Source organism: Streptomyces sp. NPDC047042, assembly GCF_040644035.1.
In the GTDB taxonomy this organism is placed as follows: domain Bacteria; phylum Actinomycetota; class Actinomycetes; order Streptomycetales; family Streptomycetaceae; genus Streptomyces.
The window spans coordinates 1-21,879 of the sequence record NZ_JBEYVP010000038.1; the positions used below are offsets into that span (position 1 = coordinate 1).

The window sequence follows — 21,879 nt, forward strand, 5'->3', positions numbered from 1 at the left end:
CTGGGAGAGACGCGATGACATCCACGAAGCGTTCCTCGGCCTCGCCACCTGTCTGATCACCCACCGCCACGTCCAACGCCTTTGTTAGGACCTCTTAGGCACCGCTGGGAGATGGCAAGCACGCTGGAGGAGTTCCCGGCGTTCGCGGAGACGATGCGGTTGCTGCTGCGTGACGTCGCCGGGGGCTGGGACGTGGCCCGGCTGCCGGGGTACCCCGCTTTTGTCCCAGCTTCCTGACCTGCCCGGCGGACTGCGGGCACCGCGTGATCCGGACGCCAACAAGCAGGGAGAACCCTCCCGGCCTGACGCACCTGCGTACTGCATGACGCCACGGCCCGGAGTTTCCATTCGCCGTACTGCATCGACTGGGGGATTGCGGGCCGACCTGAGAACTCGGGGAAAAACCCATGATGGTGATCTCTACGCCGTAGATGGCCGTGTGCTCGTATAGCTGCCGCTACCCGTCATGTAGCGGAGCGTGACTGACCTCCGAGATCTGTAGTGGGGGCATGCAGATTGACGCAGTTCTCGTACTCGCGGCGGGCTTTGCGCTGGGCCGGGACGCAAGGTGTAGCCCTGGCCGCGCCGTACGGTCACGCCCTGGTCGAGCACGGCGCGCTCGACGGGTGCCAGATCGGCGGCGCGGAGGAAGTCAGCCACCTTCCCCGGCATGTCGAGGACCACCGACAGCTCCGGGGCCAGGGTGCCCGCGTCAACGGGCGTGTACTCGGGCAGCAGGTCCGCGACGGCGGTGCGGATGGCGCCGCGGCTGACGTTGTGATCGCGGGAGAGGGCGGCGATGGACTGGCCTTCCAGGTACGCGGCGCACACGCCCTTGGTCTTCCCGGCCGTGACTGCCGGGCGGCGTCCGCCCTTGTTGCCCTTCGCCTCGGCAGCCCGTAGTCCGGCGTACGTCAGCTCGTGCTGGAGGTCGCGCTGAAGTTCGCCGGCAGCAGCGAGGGTCTGCACCATGAACTTCACGGTGGACAGGAGCTCTCCGGTGCGCGGGTGGCGGGCGGTGAGATCCATGGCTGAGAACGCGCCGTCGTGGATGCGCAGGGCGAGGCGGTCACGGTGCAGGACGCCAAGCACGTCGAGGATGTACTGGGTGCCGCGTACAAGGCGGAACATCTCAGAGATGTGCACGGTGTCGCCCGGCCGTGCGTACGTCAGCAGGTCGCCGAACTTCGGGGCTCCAGCGGGTGAAGGCGGCGGAGGTGCCCCCCTCTTCCTCAAAGACCACCGGCTCCTCAATGTCGGCCTCGTCCAGGACGAGGTTCTGACGGTCGGTCGACTGCTGGTCGGTCGACACCCGCTTGTAAACCAGGTTGACCACGTACTTCCTCGTTCCTGTCGGCACATCGGACCCGAGGTGTCATCAAACCCTGTCGCCAGCCGTCATCGGATCTGATTGGATCCGCGCCTTCGTGAGGCCCCGGAAAGTATGGGTTCATTGGACGCCCGGGGCGCCTGTCGTCATTCCTACGTTTACCGACAGGCGGTGGCGGCTGCGGTAGGCCATGGGGTTCAGGATTTCATCGCGGGTGATTCTTAGACGGCGGGGACGCGGAAGCCTGCGAGCCAGGCGGTCAGTCGCTCCGTTGGCTCTGTACACGAGATTGGGCAGCACTTCGACAGCGGTTCGAAAGGCACCTGGACCGCCTGGCGGGATCGGATTGTTCACGAGTTCCGACGGCACCCGGTGGCACACAGGACACCCCCTCGGAGGCTCGGAGAGTACCCGGGGCACGCCTCGTTCCCCTGCGAGACTGAGGATGCCAAGCCGTGAACAGCAAGAAAGAAATACCGTGAACGAGGTACAAGAAAGTCTCTGCTTCGCAGGTCCCGCCATGGTGACCGTGTTCGTCATCGGTGCGGGCAACGAACCGCTGCCGCCGCAGACGTTCCACCTTGCCGGACTCACACCCGACAAGGTGCGCCCTTGCATGCTGCAGGAGCAGCCGGCAGCGATCGCGTCGCACGGCCTCATGTCGTACGACCTCACCTTCCACGACACCTCACTCGCCCTGTCCACCTACACGTGCGAGGCCCTGCGCCGCCTGTGCGCGGACGGCCGAGCCGTGGCCTGGGCAGGCTTCGAGGGGTCGTTCCACTACGACCACCTCCTTACCGAGGACATTGCCTCCTCGGTCTACGGATACTGTGCGAGCGGCGCCGAGCCCGTCGTCGCATGGGACCTCGCCACCCTGCGCAGCGCAGCCTGGAGGCAGCGGATAGCCGAAACCCGCGCGACCCTGCAGGAACTGCTGCGTTGACCTTGAGCCACCAACTCCGGAAGGCCCACACCGTGGTGACCCACGTTCGATGGCGCACGCGCTGAACCTTGAGCGACAAACGGTCAATGTCCAACAACTCTGCGAGAAACGGGACAGCGGCTCCGGGCGACCCCTACAGCGAGGTGTGCGGCGTGACGTCCAACCGCCATCAGGTCGGCTGCCCCTGAGGCGTGTGGCGGCCCTGTGGCACGGTCGAATCAGGGCGTCTGCCGGGTGCTGTCCAATCTCGTGAAGATCGGCCCCGGGGTGAATCGAGCGCCTCCCATCGAGCTGAACGTGCTGTCGAAACTCGGCTCTGTCACAGATCTTGGGGACCGGTCGCAGAGGGTGACATCGGTGTTCGATTGTGAGTGCCCGGGTTCGGATGAGACCGCGTACGCCCCTCCGGCTGGCTACCATAATTGACGCTCCGTCAGGTCTGTTGCTCTCGCGGGCGGGTCCGGCAGCGGTTGGTGACGGTGCTGTTCATGCAGGGCGACAAGGTGTTCTGGGACTCACTGGTGTTCGACGGGATCGGCGAAAAGGACGTCGTCGAGGCGACCGCGGCTTTCGGCACGGTCGACATCGCGGCAAGAGGCCGGCGGCCGGTGCCGCGTGTCCGGACTGCGGGCATTTCTCGGACCGCGTGCACGACTCCTACCGGCGCAGGCTGAAGGACCTGCCGCTCGCCGGGCAGAGCGTCGTGATCCGGCTGACGGTCCGCCGGTTCCTCTGCACCGTCGCCAACTGCCCGCGCCGTACGTTCGCCGAGCCGTTCACACGGCTGACCGCGCCGTACGCGCGTTTCACCTCGCGGCTCGGCCACGTCCTGCAACGGGTCGGGCTCGCCCTCGCCGGACGGGCTGGCGCACGGCTGGCCGGCCAACTCGGTTTCCCCGTCGGGCGGATGACGTTGCTGCGCAAGGTCATGGCGCTGCCCGACCCCCAGTTCACAACACCGCGCGTGCTCGGCGTGGACGACTTCGCGATCCGTCGCGGACAGATCTACTCCACCGTCCTGACCTGCGGCGAGACCCATCGCGATAAGCCCTACCTGGAACGGCGGTTCGCCGCGGGCTGCACGAGCGTCACGCGCCTGCATCGCGAGCTCCTCGCCGAGAACGCCCCGGTGACCTACAAGATGGTCCGCGCCTACATCGCCACCCTGCGCGCCATACCAGCACAGGCCTCTCCTCCACCGCCCACGGTCCGGCAGGTCACCGGCTGGCTCACCCGCCACCCCACGACCCTGAGCGAGGAAGAACGCACCGCGCTCAAGAACGTCCTGGCCCGCTGCCCCGAACTGGACTCCGCCGCCGAGCACGTCCGCGCCTTAGGCGAGATCCTCACCAACCGCCTCGGCCCCACACTCCCCGCCTGGATCGACGCCGTCGACACCGACCGGCTCCCCGGCCTCACCAACTTCGCACGCCACCTGCTGCGCGACCTCAACGCGGTGACCGCCGGCCTCACCCTCCACTGGAGCTCCGGCGGCACCGAAGGCGCCGTCAACCGCATCAAGAAAATCAAGAGGCAGCTCTACGGCCGTGCCGGATTCGAACTACTCCGCAAGTTGATCCTGCAGTAACCTCCGCGACCACCCCTCCCGCATCACGACCGCCGTGTACGGATCACCAGTAGTGCGCGGAGGCTATGGGGCGAACTTGCCGACGGAGCGACCGGGGCTCGCACCCAGCCTCTAGAAATCGAACGGTTGCACGACCTTGAGGTCGAGGGCAACACCTGCATCTGGCAGCTGAGCCGAACTCCTCGTCGCGGCGCGCACGGCCGAGAACCCTCCGGCCCCGGCGAGCGGAACCCGAAGCGAACGACGGAGGCAACATGAAGACAGACGCGGTCGATTCGCTCCGCTGGGCGGTGGCCTGGGTGTGCGTCACTTTTACTCGCGGCCTGAGCCCCGAGGAGGTTCTCACCCGGTACGGGGCCGACCCGGACCAGGCGCGCCTGCTCGACTGGGAAACTGCCTCGGATCTTGTCTCGGGCGACGAGGGAGTCTCGCTCTTGCGGGCCGGCAGGCTCGGTGAGTGGACATTCTGCGTCGAGGAGGACGGCGACATCGGTTCTTTGAACGGACCACTCGCGGAGCTTTCCCGGGGCACCGAGACGTACAGCATGGCGACCACCGACGGCATGGACGTCTTTCAGCACTGGCGCGACGGCGAGTGTGTCGAGAACTTCGAGCCCGGCATGGATTACACCCGGCCCGAACAGGCCACGCCTTGGTGGGACCGGGTCGAGGCGGCGCTCGCTGCGCACGACGGCGAGGGCGCCGGGATGGCGCCCGTGGTGGCTCTCATCCTCGACCACCTCGGCATCACCCTGGACGACTCCACCCTCGCCAGGCCCTGGCTCAGCCTGACGCTCGCCGAGGACGACGCGCCGTCGGCACCACTGGGCGACACCTACGCGGGTGAGGGACCGGTTCCGCCCGGGGCTGTTGTGATCTTGTAAGACCCCACCTCGCTCCAATCACAATGCTTGAGTTTTAAGATCGTCGATCTCAAGACTCAAGCGCCAATGGTAACTCTCCGTATTTGCTCCCCAAGATCTGTGACAGAGCCCGTAACTCGAGGACAAAGCCACTCCCGTCTCTGTGGGCAACCGACGGAATTCGTTGACCTGCGGCGATTAGCTTCGTTGTCAAAGCGACTCTGTGGCATTGGCCCTGCTTCCAATGTCGTGACCTGCGACGACTGGATTGGATGGCAAGGATCGCCCCTGGGCTGGGTTCAATGTCGGCGGACAGCGAACGCACGCATCACCGATGGGGCCCGCCGAACCGACTGTGTTTCGTCACCTGGGGCGGCCCATTTCGTCGGTAACTCCAGGGTGCGGGCCTCCCACAATCCTCTGTGTCACACCTCAGTGGCAGACTGCGGCACAACGACGTTTCGGAAGGGCAGGGCGTTGCGCCAGGGGTCACCCGTCGAGCGCCACTGCTCGGGGGTGGCTGATGCCACGGGGGGGAGATGCGCGGCTGTGATCTTCGACAGTCTTGATGTGTCGTACGGCGAGATGTGGGGTTCCTATCGGGGAATGACCCATCCGGACCCGATGTCACGCGCGCTCGCGGCACGCAAGCATGCTGCCGGGATGGATTACGCGGTTCTGCTGTCCGCGCGGGAGCGACCGCTGGCACTGGTCGAACGCTGGCCGCGCGGGAAGTGGCGTGTGTATCTGTTCGACGACAGGTCCTGGTGCATGCAGATGACCGACCTCACGCCGCACCACACGGGGATGTTGCTGGTTCGCTGGAACACGCGATGGCAGTTTTCCAACGAGCAGGAGTACGCGTCCGGGAAGTGGACTGTCCAGGAGACCACGACCGTCTCGGCCGACGGGCAGGTCGAGGTGAAGTCCGAGTTCGCCGGGCCGAGGGGAGCGTCGACAGAGCCACTGCACGCTCGAACATCAGGCCCGTCGAGCGACCCCGTGCGGCGGTTCGCGGCGCCCGTCGAGGACTTCCTCTGCCCCGCACCGGAATTCGGCGACTGGCAGGTGTTCGCGCCGTTCCTCGCTCAGCAGGGACACGAGCCCGCCACGACCGTAATCCTGCGCGACGCGTCGGTGGACGAAGGGTCGGGACCGCTGCGCGCCACCGGGATCGAGCAACTGTTCAGTCCGAGCACGCGCGACACTTCGGATGGGCCGGCCGTGGTCGAGCCCGTCGACGCCGGCCTGCTGCGGATCACGTCAGGGCAGCTGGCGGTCTCGGACCCCGGCTATATCAGAGACCCGCGGACCGTCGCTGTGCCACTGGGCGAGTTCCCCGTCACGCTGTCGCTTTTGCGCACGACACGCGGGGCCGGTGTCGCCGCAGCCAGGGTGACGTTCCTGGACATCCCGCCCCGCGAGTGGGAAATGGCCCTCCGGCCCGACGAGGACCTGGGGCTGCTCGGCGAGGGCCAGTTCTACGGGGTTGGCGTGGATACCGGCACAGCGGCTTTCATGGATGCGACGCGGACGGTGATCGAGGACCAGCTGGACGAGGACCTTTTCATACCCCTTGACAGCGACAGCCATTTCAGCGTCGAACTGCCCGGCACAGAGCCCGAGCCGAACCTCATCGCCTTCCGTGCCGGCCAGGGCGACGGGGCCTACCCCGTCTGGATCGGCCGCACCGATGACGGACAGGTTGGTTGCGTCGTCGTCGACTTCCAGCTCCATTCCGCCGGCGGGGGAGAGTAAGGACCGCCGACCATCGGCGCGAGGCCGCACTGCCCAAGACTGAGACCACGACGAACCTCCAGAGTGCAGACGGCGATTGAGAAGCTCGACAAATCGATCACCGACTTCGGCCTGGTGGACGCCTTCCCGAAGGACGTCAGGCTCGCCAGCGGTACTACGCATCGACGTCGCCGTGCCCTACAACGGCTCCCTGGTTGCGTTGCGGCCCGCATCTGGACCTGGTCCATACCTCACCCCGGCACGGCAGCCCCTTCCTCCTGGAGAGTGCGCGGGCCCGGTACGGCGCGGGTGGCCAGGTCCAGATCCAGGCGGCGGTTCATATCCAGCTCGAACCGTCCGTACGGATTCACGTGCGTCCAGAACAGTGGGGAGAGCGCGCGCCGGTCCGCGTCGGTGAGGGTGTCGGCCCACTTCGGGTCGGCGAGGACCTGCTGCATCAGCAGCGTGTTGACGTGGACCAGAGCGGACTGGAGCAGATGCAGCGCGAGCATGCTGACGCCTGGGATTCCTTGTCTGCCCCGGCCAGGTCGCCGTCCTTGCCGTAGAAGAGGTCCTCGTTCGCGGAGTTCCAGTTCTCCACGACCTGGAGCCCTTCGTGGATCTCCTGGCGCATCTCGACGTTGGCGAGGTAGTCGCACACGAACGCCGTGCGCACCGCGCGCCCCAACTCTTCGATCGCCTGGTACGTGGGGTGCTTGGGGCCGCCGCGAGTGAAGCGCCGCAGGACCTGCTCGGCCTCGGCAGTGCCCAGGCGGAGGGCGGTTGCGTACTTCACGATCTGGTCGTACTGCTGGGCGATCAGCTCCCAGTTGATCGTCTTGGTGGACAGCACCGGCGCGAGGTGCGGCCACTTTTCGTCCTGCCCGGCCGCCGGCCGGTACAGCTTCGCGGAGCCGATGTTCTTCCGCCTTGGCATCAGCTTGAAGTCGAGCATGTGGGCGAAGGCGAACCCGACGATGGACACGCCGTGGGTGTCGGTGTACTGCCGGTCCACTTCCATGTCGGTGCAGTGCCGCAGCACACCTTCGATCATCGAGGCGACCTCGGAGGCCGAACAGGACTTGAGCTGGGAGTAGATGCAGACCGATTTCCGCTCGACGTGCCAGTAGATCATCACGCCGGGGCCGCGGTAGCGCTGGTGCCACTCGGTCATCAGGTTCGAGGACCAGGCGCCGAACTTGCGCTGTCGGAGGCGCACGCAGTACCGGTGCCCCACCACATCTCGTCCCGGGCGGCGAAGGTGGCGTTCACCAGCTTGCGCAGGGCCGCGCGCATGTTGGCGCGGTTGACGAACAGGTGCCGCACCCTGCGCAGTGTCGCCTCGGACTCGCCGTGCTTGCCGATCACCGCGACCCGCTTGATGCCCATGTTGGTGCCCGAACAGCACTAGCAGCAGGCGGCGCCGCAGCACGTCTTTGGACAGGTTCTCTCTGGTAGCCACCGAGGTGAACTCGGCGATGAAGTCCGTGCCGAACTCGGCGTACTTCAGGATGTCCAGGAGGTCGATGGTGCCCCAGCGCCGTTCGATCTCGCCTTGGACGGCCACCAGATTCTCCGGCTCCTCCTGCTTCGCCCGTGGGGAGACCCGAATCCACGGCTCGCCGTGCTTCTTCACGATCGCCACCCTGCCCGTCGTGTCCTCCGCCAGCGCCTGCTCGAAACGGTCCAGCGAGGTGCGGAGCCGGTCTTGCAGAGCAGTGATGAACTCGCCGGAGTCCTGCGGCTGGCCCAGCGCGGCGTAGTGGACGTCCCGGTTAATGAGATCCGCTCCACCCTGCTGCGGCAGAACTGTGCTTCAAAGTCCGTGATCGCCCGGCCCACCAGCCGCTGTACCTTCGCCGGGGCCGGCGGCTGATGTGGTCTTTGCGGCACCGGGCCACCACCGCCGCCATCAGACGCTCACGCGAGAGCTCCACAGGGCACAATTCTTCAGCCAGCCACTCCGCCAGGCACTCCTGGTCCTCTTCGGTGATCGCACGGAATCCGAAAGCCGTACGGATCTCCGTGCGGTGCCGGGTGATCGCCCGGCCCTGCCAGTCGTACGCGGCCCACTCCTCGGCCGGTACCTTCACCTGCTGGGCCACGTACGCCACGCCAGGCGCCGGAACTTCTCCCGCATTCTCAGGGAACCGCGCCTCGACCTCGAAGAACTTCAGCATCAGGGCGAAGCCCAGCCGATTCGCCCCGGTCTTGTTTCGCAGCCGCACCACTTCGTCCTCAAGAAGCGTCCAGACCTCGATCAGGTCCTCGGGCTCCCATACCTGCCGCACCCACGCCTCCGTACCTCAACCAACTTGGATCTCCACAGAGTGTCGATCACCGGTCTTAACGGGGACGGGAAGCGCTGAACCGCACCCCCGGGCCATCACGTTCTGCTACATGACGGGTGGCGGCAGCTATACGAGAACACGGCCTAGATTAGGCACATGGTGGAGGGGACGCAGGGCGCGGCGAGAACGCGATTACCCGGGAAGCAGAAGCGAGGGCGGCACGCCGCTACGAAGCCTGGCCCGGCAAAGGGCGGGCTCATGCGCTCGTCCATGCTGATGGCAGCAGGAACGGTGATGTCCCGGGCAACGGGCCTGCTGAGAACAGTCCTACAGGCCGGGGCACTCGGCACGGGACTGCTCGCTACGACGTACAACCAGGCCAACGTGGTGCCGGCGAGCCTGTACTTCCTGCTCATCGGCGGCGCGCTGAACTCCGTACTGGTACCGCAGCTGGTGAGGGCCAGGATGGAGGAGCCGGACGGCGGACATGCCTTCGAGCAGCGTCTGGTCACCCTTACGATGTCCGTGCTGGGAATTGGCACGCTGCTGGCCGTCTGGGCGGCGCCGCAGATCATCAGCCTCTATCAGAGCGATTCACCAGCCAACCACGAAGCGTTTCAGCTGACGGTGGTCTTCGCCCGGTTCCTGCTCCCGCAGATCTTCTTCTACGGACTGTTCAGCATCCTGGGCCAAGTGCTCAACGCCCGGAACAAGTTCGGCGCGATGATGTGGACACCTGTCCTCAACAACGTCGTCCTGATCTCCATGTTCGGCGTATACCTCGGCATGATGACCGTCCCGGCCTCAGTCCAGGACATCACCCAGACCCAGGTCACGCTGCTCGGCGCGGGCACCACACTCGCCCTGGCGATCCAGGCTCTTGCCCTGATCCCCTTCGCCAGGGCCGCCGGCTTCCGCTTCCGCCCACGTTTCGACTGGCGCGGCACAGGACTGGGCAAGAGCATCAGCGCGGCCCGCTGGACCCTGCTGTTCGTCCTCACCAACCTCGTGGCCAGCACGGTGGTGACCCGCTACGCCTCCGCCGCGGACACGGCGCTACCCAATGGCGGCGTGGGCTTTTCCGCCTACACCTACGCGCAGACCATCTGGTCGCTGCCGCAGTCCGTCATCACCGTCTCGCTGGTCACCGCCCTGCTGCCGCGAATGAGCCAGGCCGTTGCCGAACACCGCCTGGACGACATGCGCGGCGACCTCTCCCGAGCCCTGCGGATCAGTGGTGTCGTCATCGTTCCCGCTGCCTTCTTCTTCGTCGCCCTCGGCCCGCAAATGGCGCAGGCGATCTTCGCTCACGGAGCAGCCCATCCGGCATCCATCGTGCCGCTGGGCCAGATGCTCCAGGCTTTCGGACTCGGCCTGATCCCCTTCTCGGCGCAGTACATGCTGCTGCGCGGCTTCTACGCCTTCGAGGACACCCGGACGCCGTTCTGGATGGCCGTGTGGATCAGTGCCGCAAACATTGCCCTGGCCACCGCCTGCCATCTGCTGATGCCCCCGCGATGGGCCGTCACCGGCCTGGCCGGCGCCTACGCCGCCTCGTACGCCCTCGGCCTGCTCATCACCGCGCTGCTGTTGCGACGACGACTCGAAGGCCGGCTGGACGGCAAGCGACTCTGCCGCACCTACGGCAAGCTGACGGCCTCTGCCCTCGCGGCGGGAACGCTGGGCTGGTTCGTGGCCCGCTCATGCTCCAACACCGTCACCTCGACGACCTGGGCACCCGCGCTGGGCCTTGCCACAGGAGGCCTCACGATGCTCCTGGTCTTCGTGCTGCTCGCACGAATCCTGAAGATCAGTGAGCTGCGGAGCCTGCCGGGCCTCGGGTGACCGCCCGGCATCGGCTGAGCACCCGCGGCAAAGGTGCTGGATAGACCGTGATGCCGATCTGGCCGGGCCCGCGCCGACGCCCGGCCGGGCGGTCGGAGAGCGCGCAGTCGAGGGGGGCAGACTGCTTCGGCTCGACCTCCACAACTACCGTGAGGGGAACGGGGGCTTCGGCGTCGGTGATCTCCTCCGCCCGGCGGCGCAGCTTCGACTTGAGGCTGATCAGCCCGCTTTTGGCGTGCGGCGCGGCCTTTATCGCGGCGGCCCCAGCGCGACACACTGAGAGCCGACCTGGTGCCGAGCGCGCAAGACGCGGCAGTCCGTCACCTTGCTCGCGTCCCGTTCCGCTCTGGCGACGGCTTCGGCCCGGTCGAGTTCCTGGCAGCCCGGACACTCGACGAGTCCAGAGAGCGCCGCTGAACCGGCAGGCTCGGCGGTGTTGTTGTGGGTCACGCCACCTCTCCCCGGCTTCTGGCGTTCTCGCGCGCCGTCCTGGCGCTGAGGCGCTCGGTGGGTGTGACGGGGCGGACGTGTTCGGGCTTCGCCTCCCACTCGGTTCCGCCGCACACCGGCCGCAGGAACCAGTACGGGCCGGTGATTCCACGGAACTCCCCAACTCGGCCTTCACAGCTGGTGTCCACCACGAGTGCGCCGAGGGCCGGTGCAGGTGGGGGCTCTCTCCTTTGTGCGAGAACACTCTCTCCAGACACAACCACTCCTCTCCGTAGTCGTTCCACTACCAAGGTGTTTCAGCGTGACCCACAGGCGGGAACCATTCAACCTGTCTGGCGTGGACGAAAGGTTGAGGAAAGAACTGTGAACCGCAAGGAGTTGGCCCCGGACAGCTCACCTCAGGCTGCCTTCGGGGCTCGACTGCGCACTGCACGCGAGGAACGCGGCTGGACGCAGGAAGAGCTGGCAGCACAGATGGGGTACTCCAGCACCCATATCTCGTCGGTGGAAACCGGCCGCAAACTTCCAACCTTGCGCCTCGCGCGGAGTGCGGACAGGGCTCTGGGCACAGGCGACAGGTTCGAACGCGCCTTCCGCAAGGTGCGGAACGCGGGCCTGCTGGAAGGTTTCCCTCAGTTTGTCGAGCAGGAAGCGCAGGCGGCGGAGATCCGACTGTACGAGGTCGGCGTCATCCCCGGTCTGCTCCAGACAGAGGAGTACGCGACGGTGCTCGCGCAGAGCGCCGTGAAACGGGGCGCGATCACGAGCGACCAAGCGGACGAGCGGGTCGCACTCGTCGCGGAACGTCAGGCCACGCTGAGGCGGACGCCTCCGCCGATGGTGTTCGTGGTGCTGGACGAGAGCTGCATCCGCGTTCCCATCGGCGAACCACCCGTCATGGAAGCACAGTTGGCGCGACTGGCGGAGTTCGCCGAGTTGCCGAACACCGTCTTCCAGGTCGCCCCGTTCAGCATGGGCGCCCGTCGACCCTTTGACCTGCCGCTCTACATTCTGACTCTGCCGGACCGTTCGCTCGTGTCCTACGCCGAGTCCGCGCACCGGGGGCATCTCGAGCGGGAAAGCACATTCGTGCTGCCCATGCTGACGGCCTACCATCAACTACAGGCCGAAGCGCTCTCTCAGGCGGCTTCTGTGGCCATGATCGAGCAGCTACGAAAGGGCATGTCGTGACGACCAAGTCCCCGCGTTGGTTCACGTCCTCGTACAGCAACAACGGCGGCGCTTGCATAGCGGTCGCCGCAAACCTCGCCGGCTCTCACGACGTGGTCCCCGTCCGGGACTCCAAGAACCCGACCGGTCCGGTACTGGACTTCACCACCGCCTCGTTCGTCACGTTCGTGGCGGGCATCAAGGCCGGCAGGTTCGACACCGTCTGACAAGGTTGGTACGGGCGAGCCACTCGCCGGGCCCCTGGCGGTCAAAGTAGCCGAACCGGGCGTCTGAGGGCGCCAGCCCCCAGTAACGCTCACCACACCCAGAACGCCCCCGAGGTGCCTCGACGTGGTTCGTGGCGGCGGGTCACGGTTCGGTGATGTCGTCGTCTCTGTTCAGGAGGCGGACAGACAGCGCCGGGTGTCGTACGCGAAGTCGACGACGCGCTGCTCTCTCCGCGGGCCGTGCGGGTGTGACTCTAGTCTGCCCTTCGTCGCACGGCACGGAACACGTGTGTGGTGATGGGTGGTTCGTGTGTACTGCCCGGGTCGTAGATGGTGTCGGTATGGGCGGTTTCGAAACCGTGTTCATCGCAGAGCTTGTGCCATACCGGGATGTCGAGGACCCAGCGCAGCATGGTGGCCGGTGTACCGTCCGGCCGGCGTGTAAGGATCTCGGCGGGCCGGGACTCCGTCTCGGGAGGGCTGCCGTTGCGGTAGTGCGCGAGGGTGGAGAAGACGAGCAGTCCGCCGGGCCGCAGTCCGTCGGCGATCGCCGGCAGCAGGGTGTTGGGGTCCGTGAAGTCGAGAGCGCCGAAGACGCAGTACGCGACGTCGAACATTCCGGAGTGCTTGACCATGTATCTGGCTGCGTCGTCGTGCACCAGGTCGAGGCGGGAGATGTCCCCGAAGCGTTCACGACCGCGTCGGTGCTGGGCGGGGTCGCGGTCAACGGCCACCACGCGGGCTGGACGGTGGACGTTGGCGAGGTGGGCCGCCTGTCGTCCGGAGCCGGCGCCGAGTTCCACCACGACCCGGTCCGCGATGTCGCCGAGGAGATCGGGTCCGGGCTCCGCGCGCTGATACCAGTCCCAGTGGAAGCGGCTCACGATGCCGTGCGGGCTGTCTGTGGGGGCTGTTGAGGATGGGGAGAGTGTCACGGCCCCATCCTGGTGGGCTGTCCGTGATCGCCAGGGCTATCCCGCTTGATTCGCTGGAAGCGGTGTCGGCCGCTGCCCCACGAGGTCGGGTCCACCCTCGCGAGAGCGGACCCGACCGGACTGCGGGTCAGTGGCTGTCGCTGCCCGGGTGGCAGGGACCGCATTCGGCCGCGTCCGCCTGCCACAGTGGGAGGTCGACCTCGAAGCCCATCACCGCAATCGCGTGTGCGGTGCGCATGACCGACCCATCGGCCTTCATGTCGGCGAGCGGGACATGGTGCAGGAACGCGCCGCCGTTGTACCGGTCGCACAGGTCGGCGTACGCCACGGTGTCGAGGATGACCGTGTGGACGCCGATGTCGACGATGTGGCCGGGGGTCAGGCCCAGAGCCTTGCCGCGGCTGGCCATGGCGGTGAGCAGGTACGCGTATGCCTGGCCGAGTACGCGCGTGGCCATGACCTCGTCGTAGGGGTAGTCACGCATCAGGAGCGCGACTTGCTTGTTCCACAGCTCCGCGGTGATGGATGAGCGCGGGTCCTTGAACGGGGACGCCTCCAGTCCGGCGGCCGGTGCAGGGACGGGGGTTTCCAGGGCGATAGCCATGCCTGTTGTCCTCCTTCTGCGGGCCCCACGGGGTTGCGGGGCGCTATGGGAAGGGCACCACCTCGCAGCGCGTCGTGGTGGTCAACTCCCAGGCTGTGCAAGCCGTTTGCAGATCGTGCACACGCCCTCGACGGCCCTGGCATGTCCCCTTTACGGTGATAGCCCCCGTCTCGTGGCGCGTGGAGGGCAGCATGCCCAGCGATCCGTTATGGACGTCAACGCAGGCCCGCACGCTCATCCAACGACGCGCGCCCGGAGGCCTCATCCGCATGGGCCGTGTCCAGCGCGGCTGGCGGCAGGCAGACCTCGGCGGCCGGTTGGGGTGCTCGGCTGCCACCGTGTCGCGGTTGGAGACACGCAGCCGGGTCGCCGACCTCGAACTGCTCAGGCAGGCGGCTCACACCGTAGGGATGCCGTCACACGTCCTGACGGAAGCACTCGGCATTACCGGCACCGGGGTCCTCGCCGCCACTAGAGTGGCGTCGGACGGTCCGTGTGACGCCGAGGAGGACCCCATGCGCCGCCGCACTCTGCTCGCAGCAGCCGGGGCAGCAGTCCCCGCCCATCTACTCCTCGGAGTAGATGACGCCCTCGCCGGAACACCCGAACCCAGTGGCAGGACTGCCCCTTTCGACTCCCAACTCGCTGATGCCCGCGCACTGTTCGATGGTGGTCGACACGCCGAGCTCGCCGGGAAGCTCTCGGGGCTACTCGGTGACGGGCATCTCGCTGCCCGGTCGCGCACGGAACTGGGCTACGCGAGGCTCTCCGCCTCCTACACCCTGGCGTCTCAGCTGCTCAGTAAGCTTGGCCGCTATCAGCAGGCCCGGCTGACCGCCGACCGGGGCATCACGTACGCGGGCCTGTCCTGCTCCGCACTCGTCACCGCAGCGGCCGCCCGTGAGCTGGCGATCGTCCTGCGCCACCAGGACCAGCCCGCAGCCGCCCAGCGACTGATGCTGAAAGCCGCCGCAGACGTGGAGTCCACCGGGCTCACGACCTCGGCGCAGGCCGCCGCGTACGCCCAGATGCTGTGCACCACCTCATACACGGCAGCTGTGGCCGGAGACCGACACCAGGCTCTCGCAATGATCGAGGAAGCACACCGTGCCGGGCGCCGGCTTCCGCAGCAGGTGCCTAAGGGGCGGTTGTTCCCGCTGACCGGTGCGGCCGTCGACCTGTACGCGGTGGGCGTGCACTGGGCGCTCGGAGACGCGGGCGCGGCACTCGAAGCAGGCCGCAACCTGCGGCCCCAGCAGTTCGCGACCGCCGAGCGCCGAAGCCGTATGCACACCGACCTCGCGCGCGCCTGGTGGCAGTTGGGCAAGCCGGAACAGACCGCGACCGAACTGCTGGCCGCCGTCCGAGTCAGCCCCGGTGAAGTACGGGACCGGTCCTCGATCAGACAGATCGTCACGGACCTGACCGCCCGGCATCCCCGCACGGCCGGCGTGCGGGAACTCACCGCCGTGGTGTCAGGCGCTCCCGGCGGCCAGGCGTCACACAGTCCAGGAGGAGTGTGAAGGTGCGCCCGTAACGCTGCGCCTGCCGCGCCCCTCGCCACGCCGATCTCGTGGAGTTCGACTGTTCGGCCGAGGCGTTCCGTCAGTGCAGCGGCTACGAGCGCGGCGCCGGGCTACGCGCGACCATCCCCCGATCGACCGCCCTTCACACTCGTGTGTTCGTACCGCAGGTTGACGCCTGTCTCGGCTCGGACCTGGTGACCCACGTGGCCAGGCGCCGGTGGCTGATGCCTGCCACCCGCACCAGCCGCTCCACAGATTCCAAGAACCCGGCCGGTCCGTACCGTCTGACAGGGCGGGCCCAAGTAGCCGGCCGAGGGCGGCAGCCCCCAGTGAGCTCAATGGATGTACCCGCGCCCCGAGAGCAGCTGAGAGGCGGGAGGCCTCGATCCGCTCAGCGGTCGGCGCTGCCGGGCGGTACGACCCATTCGCTGGGCTGGCCGGTGAGGGAGGCGATCATGTCGAAGTCGCCGTCGTAGTGGAGGACTGTCCGCCGGTGCAGTTCCGCCGTGGCGGCGATCAGCAGGTCCGGGAGGGACAGCACTCGGTGGAAGCCCGCGTTGAGAGCGTGGCGCTGGACTTCCAGAGCGCGGGCGAAGGTCCGGTCGTCGGTGTGGAGGTAGTCGAAGGCGTGGAGCCAGGCGCTGATCCGGGTGGCCTCTGAGCTGTCCCGTGCGGAGTGGATCATCTCGTACTCAGTGGGTCGGCACACCGCGAGGAGGTACCGCTCATGCAGGGGCTTGAGTACGTCCTTGACGTTCGGTTTCACCCAGCGGGCCAGGGCTGACTTGTCGACCAGGTAGCCGTCCTGCATCAGGCGACCCGGGCTCCGTCGCCGCCGCCGGTGTGTTTGAGAGAGCCGTCGGCGTTGCGGGGGCCGGTGTTCTCCACGATCTCACTGAAGTCGAACTCACCGGCCTCGATGGCGTCGAAGCCCTCCTGTCGAAGGTGCCTCTTGACGGCGTCCTCCATGGCGAGGCGGACAGCTTTGGCCTTGGTCTTGGTGCCGAAGATGCGCATGGCCTCGATGACCATGTCTTCGTCGAGGTCGATGACGGTTCTGGCCATGCGGATGGTCCCTTCACGAAGACGTGCGCCACGAAAACGATACCATTGACCAGCGGAAGTAGATATCATTTTGGTCGAGGTCGCGCTGCCGCCTCATGTGGGAGGCAGACGGTCGTCCTGATTGCGGGCTCTGCCTGTGTCTGGGGGCTTGCCAAAAGTGCTGGCAGCGGCTCACCGCCCTCCCAACCATTCGGCAGCACTCCGGGCCCGTGGAACCCGCCGCACCCGCGGCGTCACGCGACGGCCCACCTCGAAAGGCCCGAGGACACTACGGGCGAACTGTCGAACTGGTCAACCACCCAGTCCCGCTGACGAATCGAGGGTGAGCGTCCCGTGGCCCAGACGTCGTGTGTGCTTCGCATGTGGGGGGCTTCCGACAGTTGTGGGCCAGCTGTGGGCGCCCTAGCATCCAGAAATGCCGCTTCTCACCAGCAGAACTGCCCGGCGCACTCTGCGCCCTTTAGCCGACCTCATAGATCAGCGCATAGAGCGCCATGTCCGCCGCGCCCTCCGGGACTACTCGACGGTCCGGAACACCTCGGATGCGGCGCTGCAGGAGGAACTGAAGAACCTGCAGGAGGAACTGCAGAAATCGCGCAGCCGCCTGCGCCCCCTGGAACTGTTCTTCGACGGCACCGGACGCGGCATGGCCCGGATGCCGTCCGCGCACCACATCGACCAGGCGATCGACGAGCTGACGCAGGTCACCGGGGACAAGGACGGCTCCGCGCGCAATGTCGCCCAGGCGTTCCGGCTGCTCATCGCGTTGGAGGCGCTCGGGGTCGGCCGGATCGCCGGCGGCACGATGAACATCGTCGGCAAACTGTCGGCCGTACCGCTGCTGGACCCGCCGAACGACGAGGTCCTGGAGATCGGCACCCTGTACGGGATGTTCGGCGCGGCCCTGATCCGGATGCTGGAGCGCGCCGGTCGGGAACCGAAGCTGACGATCGTCGATCCGCTCGCGGGTACCCAGTTGCAGCCCGGCGCCAGCATGCGCGACGACGCCTCGGGCACCCCCGTGCAGGGCTCGGCGGTGCGCGTCAACCTGGCGCTCGCGGGCGCGGCCGGTGCGGCGGCCCGGGTCCAACAGGGCTTCTCCGAGGATCCGGAGGTGCGCGCCCTGATCTCCGACCGTTCCTACGGCGTGATCATCGTCGACGGCGACCACTCCGCCGCCGGTGTCGCGGCGGACCTGGAGTGGGCCGAGCAGATCATCGCGCCCGGCGGCATCGTCGTCCTGGACGACTTCGGTCACCCCAAGTGGCCGGGCATCAAAGAGGCCTTCGAGAAGCACATGGCCGGCGAGACCCGGTTCACCTTCCTCGGTCATGTGGCGCACTCGGGGTATCTGAGGGCCTCGGCCTAACGGGCTTCGCCCCGAAGAAGACCGACGCCGGGCCTGCCCCGTCCCCGTGCCGACAGGACGGAAGAGCAGGCAGGGCACGGAGAGTGGCAGCGGAGGCATGGCGGCCGTCGGGCCGCCATGACCTCCTCTACGGTGTGATCACTGGTCGACGGGGTGGGCAGCTTGCCGCCCTTGAAGTCCGGCGCGTCGGCGCCGAGACGGGCTCGGCGGCGGCGCGGTGCCGCTCGGCCAGGTAGGCGCCCACCGCCCGGTACCGCCAGGTATGCGCCCACCGCCCGGGCCAGGGTGTCACCGTCAACAGCCCCCAGTAACGCACCGCACCCAGTGCGCCCACGAGGCGACCCTCAGCCGCCCAACCGTTCCAGCACAGCGCGCCGCCACCGCTCCGTCTCCGCCACCTGGTTGAACGTGAACAGGTGCAGCCCCGCCACCCCCGCCCCGGGTGCCGTCAGCGCGCCCTCCGCCCGCGAAAGCAGCCGCTCCGGCGAGTAGCCGCCGGGCGCCGCGAACCGCAGAAACCACAGCGGGTGGCGGGTCAGGAAGCGCGTCGATTCGCCCACCCCGATCTTCGTGGCCATGGAGAGCAGCTTGGCCCGCTGCACGGGTCCCGCGACACCCACGTACACCGGCAGGGAGACATCCCGCGCCCGTATACGCCCCACCCACTCCCCCAGCACCCGCGCGTCGAAGCACAGGTTGCTGACGATGTACGTGGCGTGCTCGCGCTTGTCCCACATCGCCTGGATGGTGACATCGTCGTGGATGAGCGGATGGCTCTCGGGGTATCCGGTGACGCCGACGTGCGCGAACGGGCTGCCCAACTCGCCCAGCCTGCGCAGCACCGGCAGGGCACCTTCGTAGGACCCCGCGGCCGGATTCGCGTCACCTGCGGGCACGAAGACGTCCCTCACGCCTGTCTCCCGCAGCCGGTCGACGACGTCCTTCAGCTGCGCGTCGTCCCGCAGCAGCCGGGCCGGCACATGCGGGACGACGCGGTAACCGTGCGCCGCCAGTCGACCGGTGAGGTCGAGGGTCGGTTCCAGCCCCTTGACCGGCGACGCCGTCACCGTGACGACGACATCGCGCGGTACGTGGGCGAGGACCTTCTCCTCGGTCGCCTTGGCGGGCAGCACCTCGTAGCGGACGCGCTCCAGCAGTTCCCGGAGCCCCCGCGGTCCTGACTCGGCCAAGGTCTACCCGGCCTGTTCGGCGTCGCGCAGGCGGTAGTACGCCGCTTTCGAGGCCGGCAGCGGCTGCTTGCCCAGGATCAGGTCGGCGGCCTTCTCGGCGATCATCATCACCGGCGCGTAGATGTTGCCGTTGGTGACGTACGGCATGACGGACGCGTCGACGACCCGCAGGCCCTCCACCCCGTGGACCCGCATGCTCTCGGGGTCGACAACGGCCATGTCGTCCTCCGCGGGCCCCATCTTGCAGGTGCAGGACGGGTGCAGAGCCGTCTCGCCCTCCTTGGCGACCCAGTCGAGGATCTGCTCGTCCGTCTCCACCTCGGCCCCCGGCGAGACCTCGCCGTCGTTGTAGGGGGCGAGGGCGGGCTGGTTGAGGAGCTTGCGCGCGACCCGGATCGCCTCGACCCACTCCCGTCGGTCCTGCTCGGTGGAGAGGTAGTTGAAGCGCAGCGCCGGATGTTCGCGCGGGTCCTTGCTCTTGATCTTCACCGAGCCGATGGCGTCGGAGTACATCGGGCCCACGTGCACCTGGTAACCGTGGCCGCCGGCGGGCACCGAGCCGTCGTAGCGGACCGCGATGGGCAGGAAGTGGAACATCAGGTTGGGGTAGTCCACGTCCTCGTTGCTGCGCGCGAAGCCGCCGGCCTCGAAGTGGTTGGTGGCGGCGGGACCCTTGCGGAACAGCCACTGCAGGCCGATGAAGGGGGCGCGCCACTTCGCGAGATACGGCTGCATGGAGACGGGCTGCTTGCAGGCGTACTGGACGTACACCTCCAGGTGGTCCTGCATGTTCTCGCCGACCCCGGGAAGGTCGTGGACGACGTCCACACCCAGGGCGCTCAGCTCCTCCGCGTTGCCGATGCCCGAGAGCTGGAGGAGCTGCGGGGAGTTGATCGCGCCGCCGCAGAGGATGACCTCCTTGGCGCGGACCTGCTGGGGTGCCCCCTTGCCCCGCTGGTACTCGACGCCGACGGCCTTCTTGCCCTCGAACAGGACGCGGTTCACGAACGCACGCGTCTTGACCGTGAGGTTGGGCCGCTTCCGGGCGGGCTTGAGGTACGCCTTGGACGCGGAGAGCCGGCGGCCCCGGTGGACGTTGCGGTCGAACTTGGCGAAGCCCTCCTGCCGGTAGCCGTTGACGTCGTCGGTGGGCGCGTAGCCGGCTTCCTCGGTGGCCTTGAGGAAGGCGCCGAAGAGCGGGTTGGTGGCGGGGCCGCGTTCGAGGACGAGGGGGCCGTCGTGGCCGCGGAACTCGTCGTCGGGGTCGGCGGCGAGACAGTTCTCCATGCGCCGGAAGTACGGCAGACAGTGCGCGTAGTCCCAGCTCTCCATGCCGGCGTCGGCCGCCCAGCGCTCGTAGTCCATGGGGTTGCCGCGCTGGAAGATCATGCCGTTGATGCTGCTGGAGCCGCCGAGCACCTTGCCGCGCGCGTGGTAGATGCGCCGGCCGCCCATGTGGGGTTCGGGTTCGGACTCGTACTTCCAGTCGTAGAAGCGGCTTCCGATGGGGTAGGTGAGGGCCGCGGGCATGTGGATGAAGACGTCCCACGGGTAGTCGGGACGGCCGGCCTCCAGGACCAGCACCTGGTTCGCCGGGTCGGCGGAGAGCCTGTTCGCAAGTGCGCTGCCGGCCGATCCGCCGCCGACGATCACGAAGTCGTATTGCAGGGGAGCCATGATCTCTCGTCTCGCTCGCGCCGTAGATACGCGAGGCATGCTAATCCAGTCGCGCTATACGCACCAGGTTGCGGGACGCGCAACATGCAAGGTCTTGATTTCAGAGCTGTTTCTTGCAGCAGTGTTGTTTACTGCGCGTATAGTTTCGCTGTGAGCAACCACAGCACAGAACCCGAGACGTCCACTTCACAGGCCGGCGGAGTGCAGTCGGTCGACCGCGCGATCAGCGTCCTGGAAATTCTCGCCCAGCGCGGCGAGGCAGGCGTCAGTGAGGTCGCCGCCGAGATCGATGTTCACAAATCCACCGCTTTCCGGCTGCTCGGCGCCCTGGAGGCACGCGGTCTCGTGGAGCAGGCGGGCGAGCGCGGCAAGTACCGTCTCGGCTTCGGCATCGTGCGTCTCGCGGGCGCGGTGACGGGCAGCATCGACATCACCCAGCAGGGCCGTCCGGTCTGCGAACAGCTCGCGGAGGACATCGGCGAGACGGTCAACATCGCCGTGCTGCAGGAGCACTACGCGGTCAACCTGTTCGAGGCACGCGGCCCGGGAGCCGTCAGCGCGTACAACTGGGTCGGCCAGCTGACCCCGCTGCACGCCACCTCCAGCGGCAAGATCCTGCTGGCCCACCTCCCCGCGAAGGAGCGCGCCGCGCTGCTGAACGGGGCGGGCCTGGAGAAGGTGACCCCGCACACGATCACCGCAAAAACAAAACTGGAGAAGGACCTCGCGGAGGCACGGGAACGGGGCTACGCGTGGACGCAGGAGGAGCTGGAGATCGGCCTGCACGCGATGGCGGCACCGATCCGCAACCACACGGGGGCGGTTGTCGCGGCGGTGAGCGCGTCGGGGCCGTCGTACCGGTTCACGACGGAGCGGTTGCATGAGATGGCGCCGGTGCTGGTGAAGGGGGCGGGGGAGATCAGTCACCGGATGGGATATCTGGGCTGAGTTCTGCGGGTTGCCGGCCGGTGGGGCGGGGGCTGATCACGCCCCTCGGCGGAGCCGCAGATCAGATAACAGCCCCGCGCCCCCTGGTGACTTGCTGGTTGCCCGGGGAGAAAACGGT

At 67.5% G+C, this 21,879-nt stretch carries 22 protein-coding genes and 1 pseudogene; 12 read left to right on the plus strand and 11 right to left on the minus strand.

The genetic code is table 11. The features are described 5' to 3' along the window. Positions 1-111: 111 nt before the first annotated feature. Positions 112-237: a hypothetical protein gene (locus ABZ855_RS36135; protein WP_360814173.1), complete on the plus strand. Its 126-nt coding sequence runs from the start codon at positions 112-114 to the stop codon at positions 235-237. Positions 238-420: 183 nt separating this feature from the next. On the opposite strand, the gene ABZ855_RS36140 is transcribed toward ABZ855_RS36135, so the two are convergent. Next, positions 421-1,131, minus strand: a complete 711-nt coding sequence (locus ABZ855_RS36140; protein ID WP_360814175.1) for a hypothetical protein — start codon at positions 1,129-1,131, stop codon at positions 421-423. A 1-nt stretch (position 1,132) separates the two neighbouring features. Next, positions 1,133-1,336 carry a hypothetical protein gene (locus tag ABZ855_RS36145; RefSeq protein ID WP_360814176.1) on the minus strand — a complete coding sequence of 68 codons (204 nt, stop codon included), beginning with the start codon at positions 1,334-1,336 and terminating at the stop codon, positions 1,133-1,135. Between the two features lie 514 nt (positions 1,337-1,850). Here ABZ855_RS36145 and ABZ855_RS36150 point away from each other — a divergent pair. The 5 genes from ABZ855_RS36150 (at position 1,851) to ABZ855_RS36170 (ending at position 6,485) form a co-directional block, all read left to right on the plus strand. Beyond that, positions 1,851-2,276 carry a hypothetical protein gene (locus tag ABZ855_RS36150; RefSeq protein WP_360814178.1) on the plus strand — a complete coding sequence of 142 codons (426 nt, stop codon included), beginning with the start codon at positions 1,851-1,853 and terminating at the stop codon, positions 2,274-2,276. A gap of 473 nt (positions 2,277-2,749) precedes the next feature. Further along, the gene (locus ABZ855_RS36155) at positions 2,750-2,950 is read left to right on the plus strand and encodes a hypothetical protein (RefSeq protein WP_360814180.1); all 201 of its coding nucleotides are present in this window, start codon (positions 2,750-2,752) and stop codon (positions 2,948-2,950) included. Beyond that, positions 2,923-3,864: a transposase gene (locus ABZ855_RS36160; RefSeq protein ID WP_360814182.1), complete on the plus strand. Its 942-nt coding sequence runs from the start codon at positions 2,923-2,925 to the stop codon at positions 3,862-3,864. Before ABZ855_RS36155 ends, ABZ855_RS36160 begins: the two co-directional genes overlap by 28 nt. A 254-nt stretch (positions 3,865-4,118) precedes the next feature. Next, positions 4,119-4,748, plus strand: a complete 630-nt coding sequence (locus ABZ855_RS36165) for a DUF6461 domain-containing protein (protein ID WP_360814184.1) — start codon at positions 4,119-4,121, stop codon at positions 4,746-4,748. 528 nt (positions 4,749-5,276) lie between these two features. Beyond that, complete coding sequence (locus ABZ855_RS36170) at positions 5,277-6,485, plus strand: DUF4241 domain-containing protein (protein WP_360814186.1); 1,209 nt, start codon at positions 5,277-5,279, stop codon at positions 6,483-6,485. Between the two features lie 296 nt (positions 6,486-6,781). Here ABZ855_RS36170 and ABZ855_RS36175 read toward each other — a convergent pair. Beyond that, positions 6,782-8,755, minus strand: a pseudogene (locus ABZ855_RS36175) (Tn3 family transposase); the annotation flags it as partial. 258 nt (positions 8,756-9,013) lie between these two features. On the opposite strand from ABZ855_RS36175, the gene murJ reads away from it, so the two are divergent. After that, positions 9,014-10,600 (plus strand): murein biosynthesis integral membrane protein MurJ, encoded by a 1,587-nt coding sequence (gene murJ, locus ABZ855_RS36180; protein WP_360814188.1) that lies wholly within the window; start codon positions 9,014-9,016, stop codon positions 10,598-10,600. A 249-nt stretch (positions 10,601-10,849) separates the two neighbouring features. Here the strand turns inward: murJ and ABZ855_RS36185 are convergent, their stop codons facing one another. Continuing rightward, the gene (locus ABZ855_RS36185; RefSeq protein WP_360814189.1) at positions 10,850-11,050 is read right to left on the minus strand and encodes a hypothetical protein; all 201 of its coding nucleotides are present in this window, start codon (positions 11,048-11,050) and stop codon (positions 10,850-10,852) included. Further along, complete coding sequence (locus ABZ855_RS36190; protein ID WP_360814191.1) at positions 11,047-11,307, minus strand: hypothetical protein; 261 nt, start codon at positions 11,305-11,307, stop codon at positions 11,047-11,049. Before ABZ855_RS36190 ends, ABZ855_RS36185 begins: the two co-directional genes overlap by 4 nt. A 106-nt stretch (positions 11,308-11,413) precedes the next feature. Between ABZ855_RS36190 and ABZ855_RS36195 the strand changes: the two genes are divergently transcribed. Continuing rightward, positions 11,414-12,241 (plus strand): helix-turn-helix transcriptional regulator, encoded by an 828-nt coding sequence (locus tag ABZ855_RS36195; protein WP_360814193.1) that lies wholly within the window; start codon positions 11,414-11,416, stop codon positions 12,239-12,241. Next, on the plus strand, positions 12,238-12,447 hold the full coding sequence (locus tag ABZ855_RS36200) for a DUF397 domain-containing protein (protein WP_360814195.1): 210 nt from the start codon (positions 12,238-12,240) through the stop codon (positions 12,445-12,447). The genes ABZ855_RS36195 and ABZ855_RS36200 overlap by 4 nt, the downstream gene beginning before the upstream one ends. A gap of 254 nt (positions 12,448-12,701) precedes the next feature. Here ABZ855_RS36200 and ABZ855_RS36205 read toward each other — a convergent pair whose 3' ends face one another. Then, positions 12,702-13,382, minus strand: a complete 681-nt coding sequence (locus ABZ855_RS36205) for a class I SAM-dependent methyltransferase (protein ID WP_360814197.1) — start codon at positions 13,380-13,382, stop codon at positions 12,702-12,704. Positions 13,383-13,509: 127 nt separating this feature from the next. Then, positions 13,510-13,986, minus strand: a complete 477-nt coding sequence (locus ABZ855_RS36210; protein WP_360814199.1) for a hypothetical protein — start codon at positions 13,984-13,986, stop codon at positions 13,510-13,512. A 191-nt stretch (positions 13,987-14,177) separates the two neighbouring features. Here ABZ855_RS36210 and ABZ855_RS36215 point away from each other — a divergent pair, with 191 nt between their 5' ends. Further along, a complete protein-coding gene (locus ABZ855_RS36215; protein ID WP_360814201.1) occupies positions 14,178-15,509 on the plus strand; it encodes a helix-turn-helix transcriptional regulator in 1,332 nt (443 codons plus the stop codon). A 394-nt stretch (positions 15,510-15,903) separates the two neighbouring features. Here ABZ855_RS36215 and ABZ855_RS36220 read toward each other — a convergent pair whose 3' ends face one another. Together ABZ855_RS36220 and ABZ855_RS36225 are read right to left on the minus strand one after the other, a co-directional pair. Beyond that, positions 15,904-16,323 carry a PIN domain nuclease gene (locus ABZ855_RS36220; protein ID WP_360814203.1) on the minus strand — a complete coding sequence of 140 codons (420 nt, stop codon included), beginning with the start codon at positions 16,321-16,323 and terminating at the stop codon, positions 15,904-15,906. Beyond that, positions 16,323-16,577 carry a type II toxin-antitoxin system VapB family antitoxin gene (locus ABZ855_RS36225; RefSeq protein ID WP_360814205.1) on the minus strand — a complete coding sequence of 85 codons (255 nt, stop codon included), beginning with the start codon at positions 16,575-16,577 and terminating at the stop codon, positions 16,323-16,325. The genes ABZ855_RS36220 and ABZ855_RS36225 overlap by 1 nt, the downstream gene beginning before the upstream one ends. 415 nt (positions 16,578-16,992) lie before the next feature. Here ABZ855_RS36225 and ABZ855_RS36230 point away from each other — a divergent pair, with 415 nt between their 5' ends. Continuing rightward, a complete protein-coding gene (locus tag ABZ855_RS36230) occupies positions 16,993-17,946 on the plus strand; it encodes a class I SAM-dependent methyltransferase (protein ID WP_360814207.1) in 954 nt (317 codons plus the stop codon). Positions 17,947-18,290: 344 nt separating this feature from the next. Here the strand turns inward: ABZ855_RS36230 and ABZ855_RS36235 are convergent, their stop codons facing one another. Continuing rightward, the gene (locus tag ABZ855_RS36235; protein WP_360814209.1) at positions 18,291-19,136 is read right to left on the minus strand and encodes a methylenetetrahydrofolate reductase; all 846 of its coding nucleotides are present in this window, start codon (positions 19,134-19,136) and stop codon (positions 18,291-18,293) included. A 3-nt stretch (positions 19,137-19,139) separates the two neighbouring features. Beyond that, a complete protein-coding gene (gene betA, locus ABZ855_RS36240; protein ID WP_360814211.1) occupies positions 19,140-20,813 on the minus strand; it encodes a choline dehydrogenase in 1,674 nt (557 codons plus the stop codon). Positions 20,814-21,014: 201 nt separating this feature from the next. Between betA and ABZ855_RS36245 the strand changes: the two genes are divergently transcribed. After that, a complete protein-coding gene (locus ABZ855_RS36245) occupies positions 21,015-21,761 on the plus strand; it encodes an IclR family transcriptional regulator (protein ID WP_360814354.1) in 747 nt (248 codons plus the stop codon). The last annotated feature ends 118 nt before the right edge of the window (positions 21,762-21,879 follow it).

Bases quoted from the DNA above. Each gene is read 5' to 3' on its own strand.
- ABZ855_RS36135 (WP_360814173.1), top strand. From the start codon at position 112: ATGGCAAGCACGCTGGAGGAGTTCCCGGCGTTCGCGGAGACGATGCGG.
- ABZ855_RS36140 (WP_360814175.1), bottom strand. From the start codon at position 1,131: ATGTTCCGCCTTGTACGCGGCACCCAGTACATCCTCGACGTGCTTGGC.
- ABZ855_RS36150 (WP_360814178.1), top strand. From the start codon at position 1,851: ATGGTGACCGTGTTCGTCATCGGTGCGGGCAACGAACCGCTGCCGCCG.
- ABZ855_RS36165 (WP_360814184.1), top strand. From the start codon at position 4,119: ATGAAGACAGACGCGGTCGATTCGCTCCGCTGGGCGGTGGCCTGGGTG.
- murJ (WP_360814188.1), top strand. From the start codon at position 9,014: ATGCGCTCGTCCATGCTGATGGCAGCAGGAACGGTGATGTCCCGGGCA.
- ABZ855_RS36210 (WP_360814199.1), bottom strand. From the start codon at position 13,986: ATGGCTATCGCCCTGGAAACCCCCGTCCCTGCACCGGCCGCCGGACTG.
- ABZ855_RS36215 (WP_360814201.1), top strand. From the start codon at position 14,178: ATGCCCAGCGATCCGTTATGGACGTCAACGCAGGCCCGCACGCTCATC.
- ABZ855_RS36220 (WP_360814203.1), bottom strand. From the start codon at position 16,323: ATGCAGGACGGCTACCTGGTCGACAAGTCAGCCCTGGCCCGCTGGGTG.
- ABZ855_RS36225 (WP_360814205.1), bottom strand. From the start codon at position 16,577: ATGGCCAGAACCGTCATCGACCTCGACGAAGACATGGTCATCGAGGCC.
- ABZ855_RS36230 (WP_360814207.1), top strand. From the start codon at position 16,993: ATGCCGCTTCTCACCAGCAGAACTGCCCGGCGCACTCTGCGCCCTTTA.
- betA (WP_360814211.1), bottom strand. From the start codon at position 20,813: ATGGCTCCCCTGCAATACGACTTCGTGATCGTCGGCGGCGGATCGGCC.